The sequence below is a fragment of the Polaromonas sp. P1_E1_2 genome (genome assembly GCF_056406035.1).
In genome coordinates this window covers 1-6,287 of record NZ_JBFUAZ010000210.1, presented here as the reverse complement: position 1 = coordinate 6,287, position 6,287 = coordinate 1, and the positions used below count along the sequence as shown (strand labels likewise).

Sequence of the window (6,287 nt, the reverse complement as noted above, 5' to 3'; positions counted from 1 at the left end):
GTGCTGGTAGAGCGCTACGCCACGTTGGGCGGCGTCTGCCTGAATGTCGGCTGCATTCCCTCCAAGGCCTTGTTGCATGTGGCCGCCGTGATGGACGAGGTCAAGCATTTCGACGCCCTCGGCGTGAGTTTTGGAGAGCCCAAGCTCGACATCAATAAATTGCGTACCCATAAAGAAAAGGTCGTCGGCAAGCTCACCGGTGGGCTGACGGCCATGGCCAAGATGCGCAAGGTCACCGTCGTGCGCGGTTTGGGCCAGTTCGTTGGCGCCAATCACCTGCAGGTTGAAGAAACCAGCGGTGCCGAAGGCCAGGAAAAAACCGGCAAGAGCCAGACCATCGCATTCAAGAACTGCATCATCGCAGCTGGTTCGCAAGCTGTACGCCTGCCTTTCATGCCAAACGATCCACGCGTGGTGGACAGCACCGGGGCGCTGGCGCTTAAAGAGGTGCCCAAGCGCATGCTGATCCTGGGCGGCGGTATCATCGGCCTCGAAATGGGCACCGTGTATTCCACGCTGGGCGCACGCCTCGATGTGGTCGAAATGATGGATGGCCTGATGCAGGGCGCCGACCGCGACCTCGTCAAGGTCTGGCAAAAGATGAATGCACCGCGTTTTGACAACATCATGCTCAAAACCAAAACCGTGGGCGCCAAGGCCACCAAGGCAGGCATCGAAGTCACATTTGAGTCCGCGGAGGCAGGCGGCAGCGCCCCGGCCCCGCAGACCTATGACCTGGTGTTGCAAGCTGTGGGCCGGACACCCAATGGCAAGAAACTGGCTGCCGAAAAAGCCGGAATCACGGTCTCCGACCGCGGCTTCATTCCGGTCGATATCCAGATGCGTACCAACGTGCCGCACATCTTCGCCATCGGTGACATCGTGGGCCAGCCCATGCTGGCGCACAAGGCCGTGCACGAAGCACACGTGGCTGCCGAAGTCATTGCCGGTGAACTGCAAGGCAACAAGGAACTGGCCAGTGCAGCCTTCAACGCCCGCGTGATCCCCAGCGTGGCTTACACCGACCCCGAAGTCGCATGGGTCGGCCTCACGGAAGACCAGGCCAAGGCCGAAGGTATCAAGGTCAAGAAGGGCCTGTTCCCCTGGACGGCTTCCGGACGCGCCATCGCCAATGGCCGCGACGAAGGCTTCACCAAGCTGCTGTTTGACGACAGCCCTGAGGCGCACGGCCACGGCAGGATCCTGGGTGGCGGCATTGTCGGCACGCATGCCGGCGACATGATCGGCGAGATCGCACTGGCCATTGAGATGGGTGCCGACGCCGTCGATATCGGCAAGACCATACACCCGCACCCGACGCTGGGCGAAAGCATCGGCATGGCGGCGGAAGTGGCGCACGGCAGTTGCACCGATTTGCCGCCAACGCGAAAGTAACGCTGAAAAGTTGCCAGAGGCGCTACGAAATCAGTAGCTGGCCGCGCAGATTCCTGAAGGGCTGCGCGGCTTTCTTATTGCTGAAGTTTGAACGCGACCTGGAAAAGCCTTGCGTAACCCAAGGCCGACGTTTAGCTGGAGCCTTGCATGCGCTAGTGCTTCCCATAACCGATCTGCAGGTAAGAATGCCTCTGACCCTTATCAGGTGAGCGCAAGCAGCTATTGAATTGATAGCGCGTTGCGTTCTCTTGGTTGGCATTCTTTTTGACATGTGCGGGCCGCGTAGACGTACATCTAAAGCATTCCCTGTTGTTTTGGCACCTTCACAGCGCGGGACAACAGCTCGTTGCCGAGGGCAAGCCATTAGAATTTCGACGACGCCAGCATTCCAAGTGTTGCGAGCGGGACGCGATTCGTTGCTGCCTGTCCGCGCCATGGGGTACCCCCATGGTTTTTTYGTACTTTGCGATTTCGGCGCGTGAGCGGACTGCGCATTCTGCGCACCCAGCTCACGCATGACCTGCTGGTTGGGATGCCGGCGTCAACCCAATTCCATGCGCGAAGCCAGCTTCCGACATTTGATTGCACGCGGCCTGGCTCGCGCACTGCTCGCCGACGCGGACAAGGCGGGCGGCACTGCCTTGGGCGCCCTTCAGGCAAGGGCCGCAGCAGCCCTCGGGCAGCGACCCGCGTGGCTTCGGGAGTTACTGGAACCGCTGACCTTGCTTTCGACCATCACCTGGCAAAAATTTGACGTCACTTCGCTGGCGCGGCGGCTGGAGGCATCGCATGCTTTTGATCTGGCCTTTGGGGAGGAGGACGACGACGAAGACGGAGAGCCCAATGACTCCAGTGAGCCGCAAGCCTCGCAGCCAAGCGATGACCGGGATGACCCCGAGCCGGAAAGGCCACCGCGAATTCGCCGGTTAATCCTGCGACCGGCGGTGATGCGCCCCCGGCCGTTGGGGCTGGAAGCTTGTGTCTTGCCCGACATCCCTACGGATGCCGATCTGGCGCGCTGGCTCCAGCTCTCCCGCGAGCAACTGCGCTGGCTGGCTCCGGCGACGCCGGCAGTTGTTGAACACTATCGCTACAGCCTGCAGCCCAAGCAGACAGGTGGCCTGCGTTTGCTGGAGACGCCCAAGGCAGAACTCAAGCGTGTGCAACGTCACATCCTGCATACGCTGCTCAGTCAGGTGCCGGTGCATGAAGCCGCGCACGGCTTTACCGTCGGCCGCTCAGTCAAAACCCATGCGGCAGCTCACGTCGGGCAAGCCGTGGTCATCCGTTTTGACTTGCAGGATTTCTTTGGCAGCGTAGGGGCGGCCCAGATCAATGCAGTCTGGCGCACGCTGGGTTACCCCGAAGGCGTGGCGCGAAGTCTCACCGCGCTCTGCACACACCGCACGGCGGGGATGGTGATCGAGCGTCTGCGCGACGATGGCGGGCTTGACTGGATAGGGGCCAAGCGCCTTGGTTCCGCGCATTTGCCGCAGGGCGCGCCCACCTCCCCGGCGCTGGCCAACCTCTGTGCTTTCAATCTCGATTTGCGGCTTGAAGGCTTGGCCTGGGTGTTCGGCGCGAGCTATACGCGCTATGCCGATGACCTGGTATTTTCAGGCCCCGAGTCGCTGCGACGGCAGTTTCGCGCCTTGCACGCCTGGGTTGCAGAGATCGTTCGCGACGAAGGTTTTACCCTGCATCCGGACAAGACGCGTTGCCTGCCCCGGCATCAGCGGCAGCGCGTGACCGGAGTCGTGGTCAATGTGCGACCAAATGTTCCGCGTGATGATTTCGACCGGCTGAAAGCGTGTTTGCATCAAAGCGTGCTGCATGGGCCAGCCTCGCAAAACAAGGACGGGCTTGCCGATTTTCGATCACACCTGCTGGGCCGGATTGGTTGGGTCGGGCAATTCAGCATGACGCGGCAGGCCAGACTCATGCGCCTGTTTGGGCAGATCAACTGGTCGATCTGAGGGTTGCCATGGCCGCGGAGGTGGCACACGGCAGCTGCATTGATCTGCGCCGGCGCGGCGCTAGCGCGGGGACGGCATCAGCCGCTCCTGAATCAGCTTCAAGGCTTCCGGCGAAACGCTCTCTTCGCCGCGGAAGGGGTTGTCCATCGCGGCGATGAAAAACAGCATCAAGCCGACAAAAGTCGCCAGGATGCCCGACAGCACAAGGTGTAGCGCCAGCCGGTCCATGGAAAACAGCCACAGCAGCGAAAAGTTCAGCGCTGCACCCAGACATACCACCCACCACAGCACACCCGAGAGGGAGGTGCTGACGATCTGCAGGCGCGCATACCGGGCCTCCAGAAAGCTGTTGAATTGCCGCAGTGTTTCGGCATGCAGGATTTCCTGTGTCCGGCTGGCGGGCGCAAATGACAGCAGTTGGCGGTGAATGTCTGAAACGCGCGTGGTTCCACCAGGATGCAGCCTTCCTTGCCGTTGTTCAGCCCAGGCTTCGTCGATCAGAAAGCGTACGTAGTCCCTCATCCCGCCTTCCAGCGTGGCGCGCGCTGGCTCCGGATAGTTCGACAGATCGCGGTACAGCGCCGCAATGGCGGTTGCCTCCTTGCCCACGGCTTTTTCCGCATCCGCGAAGTTCTGGTAGGTGGCAACCGCGATCAGACCCAGCATCAGCCCGTAGAACACCCCATAGGCCGAAAGAAAATAGCTGACAAAGTCATTGGCGTCTGGCTGCGGACCGAGCCACTTGCGCACCAACGGCCGCAGCAGAAGCAGACCGCCCCACGTGTAGGCCAGGCAGACGGCGCAAAAAAGCAGCGCCAGCACCCAGTTGGGTATGTCGTAAATCCAGTAGAACATGGCGCCTGCCCCTCTTGTTATGTCGAACTCCACTCCGAAGTGGATGATAACCAAAGGCCGCATGCCGAAAGTTTTCGGCACCGGCTGCCCGGCAAAACGCGGCCAGCGGTGCGGCAGAGGCTCAATACCCGATATACCGAAGTAAAAATTGACTGCAAGGCCAGTAAATACTGCGCAAACAGCTATCAATTTAATAGCCAACTCGCTTTACGTGAACCTCAGGGCGTACACCGGGCGACTCCAGCGCTGTGCCTTTCGCGCGGACATTCAGCTCAAGCTCCACCAGCTCCTGCGCGTAATAAGCAAAAGCCTCTGCCCGCGCTCCGGCGCGCACACGAGCGCCTCTTTCAGGGGCCGCTCACGCGGCCATCTGTRCGGCGTGCCGGAAGATATCGCCCGGCGTGCTCATCCAGACCTGGCCCCGGTCACGTGCGGCGGCGACATGCTGAAGCGCGCGCCGCAGGTGGCGCAGGCGGTAAGGCTGGCCGACGATGTAGGGGTGCAGTGCAATGCCCATCACCAGTGGTGCTGAACTGCTGGCCTGCGATTGCTCCAGCATCTCATCAAGCTGATCGATGATCATCTGCGCAAAGTCTTTGCCGTCCATCTGACGCGCAATGATCATCGGGATGTCATTGAGTTCCTGCGGGTAAGGCACGGCCCACAAAGCCTTTCCGCTGCGGGTGCGCATTGGCAGCGGCTGGTCGTCGTGGCACCAGTTCAGGGTGTAGCCGTAGCCGCTTTCAGCGAGCAGGTCAGGGGTATGCAGGCTTTCCGAAATCCACGGTGAAAGCCACCCGGCGGGGGACTGGCCGCTCTCCTGTTGCATGCGCGTGCGGCACTGCACCAGCAGGCTGCTTTCGTCCGCTTCACTCATGGCGGCCTGGCGTTCGGCGTTGGTGTGGCCATGGCCGACCAGTTCATCGCCGCGCGCTACGCAGGCAGCCACCAGCTCGGGGCAGTGTTCATACAGTGCGGTGTTGATCAGGGCGGCCGCCGGCAGGCCCAGGCTGTCAAACAGCTCGAGGCAGCGCCAGCTGCCCACGCGGTTTCCGTACTCGCGCCAGCTGTAGTTCAGGACATCCGGCTGCGGGCTGGCCGGGCCGATGGTGGCACCCATGCCCTCGCCGAAGGCAAAGTGCTCGATGTTGAAACCCAGGTAGACAGCCAGACCAGCGCCGTTGGGCCAACGATAAGGTTTGCGCTGGTTGATCGCCTGGTAGTCAAAGCGATTGTGCGTCGGCAGGGCGCCGCTGTAGCTTGCCGCCATCAGCTGATCACAGCACAGCCAGGCCTGCCCGCACCAGCAGCCATTCGGCGCTGTCGTTCCACACGTCCATGTGTGTGATCAGCCCGCTTTTGACGACATAGCGGTCCACATAGCGGTTGCCTTCGAAAGGCGTTCCGTCAGGCCATTCTCCATACAGGGTTCCCAGGCTGTAGACCACCGCTTCGTCGGGGGCGGAGCCGCTAGAGCCGGCGGCAACCGTTTCGGTGCGCTCAATCCTTTTTTTCACCCATTTGTAGCGCGATGCATTAAATTTGGTGCACTCAGCGGGGGCGCTCATGGCCCGGCCACCGGTGAAAAGAATCTTCATGCCGGGTGCCGTGAACCGGCTGGCGGCCACCGGGTCAGGAAGCATGATGAGCCGGAGAAACTCATTGACCACATCGGCAGCGCTTGCCGTATCGCTGGAAAAGGCCTTGGTGCTGTTCAATCAGGGTGCTCCTGCGGCTGTCGTTGCCGGAAAAATCATGTTATCACCTCGACGTTGGCCAGCTTGGCCACGCTGCGCCAGGTGTCGATCTGCGAATTGATCAACTGAACGAACTCGGTGCCGACCACCGCATTCTTGCGCGGCAGGGTCTGAATTTCTTCCAGTCTGGCTGCGATGTCCGGTTTGGCGAGAATTTCAGGGATCAGTGCCGTCAGCCGCGCAAGTACGGGCGCAGGCAGGCCTTTGGGTGCTGACAAGCCCAACCACTGGGACCCCGTCAGCTTGGGAAAGCCGAGCTCGGCAAAAGTCGGAATGTTGGGAAGTGCCGGCAGGCGGCTGGGGG

6 protein-coding genes are annotated in these 6,287 nt (G+C 61.3%); 2 read left to right on the top strand and 4 right to left on the bottom strand.

Annotation, left to right across the window (positions count from 1 at the left end; translation table 11 throughout):
* Together lpdA and AC1D1P_RS11575 are read left to right on the top strand one after the other, a co-directional pair.
* Nucleotides 1-1,395 (top strand): dihydrolipoyl dehydrogenase (gene lpdA, locus AC1D1P_RS11580; protein ID WP_477673073.1); only part of this gene is annotated, 1,395 nt, incomplete at its 5' end.
* A 554-nt stretch (nt 1,396-1,949) separates the two neighbouring features.
* Nucleotides 1,950-3,371 (top strand): reverse transcriptase family protein, encoded by a 1,422-nt coding sequence (locus AC1D1P_RS11575; RefSeq protein WP_477669269.1) that lies wholly within the window; start codon nt 1,950-1,952, stop codon nt 3,369-3,371.
* Between the two features lie 60 nt (nt 3,372-3,431).
* Here AC1D1P_RS11575 and AC1D1P_RS11570 read toward each other — a convergent pair whose 3' ends face one another.
* The 4 genes from AC1D1P_RS11570 to AC1D1P_RS11555 form a co-directional block, all read right to left on the bottom strand.
* Nucleotides 3,432-4,289 carry a bestrophin-like domain gene (locus AC1D1P_RS11570; protein ID WP_477673072.1) on the bottom strand — a complete coding sequence of 286 codons (858 nt, stop codon included), beginning with the start codon at nt 4,287-4,289 and terminating at the stop codon, nt 3,432-3,434.
* Between the two features lie 295 nt (nt 4,290-4,584).
* A complete protein-coding gene (locus tag AC1D1P_RS11565; protein WP_477673071.1) occupies nt 4,585-5,496 on the bottom strand; it encodes a polysaccharide deacetylase family protein in 912 nt (303 codons plus the stop codon).
* Between the two features lie 7 nt (nt 5,497-5,503).
* A complete protein-coding gene (locus AC1D1P_RS11560; RefSeq protein ID WP_477669614.1) occupies nt 5,504-5,869 on the bottom strand; it encodes a nuclear transport factor 2 family protein in 366 nt (121 codons plus the stop codon).
* Nucleotides 5,870-5,979: 110 nt separating this feature from the next.
* Nucleotides 5,980-6,287: tripartite tricarboxylate transporter substrate-binding protein (locus AC1D1P_RS11555; protein WP_477673070.1), on the bottom strand; the 308-nt coding region annotated here is incomplete at its 5' end.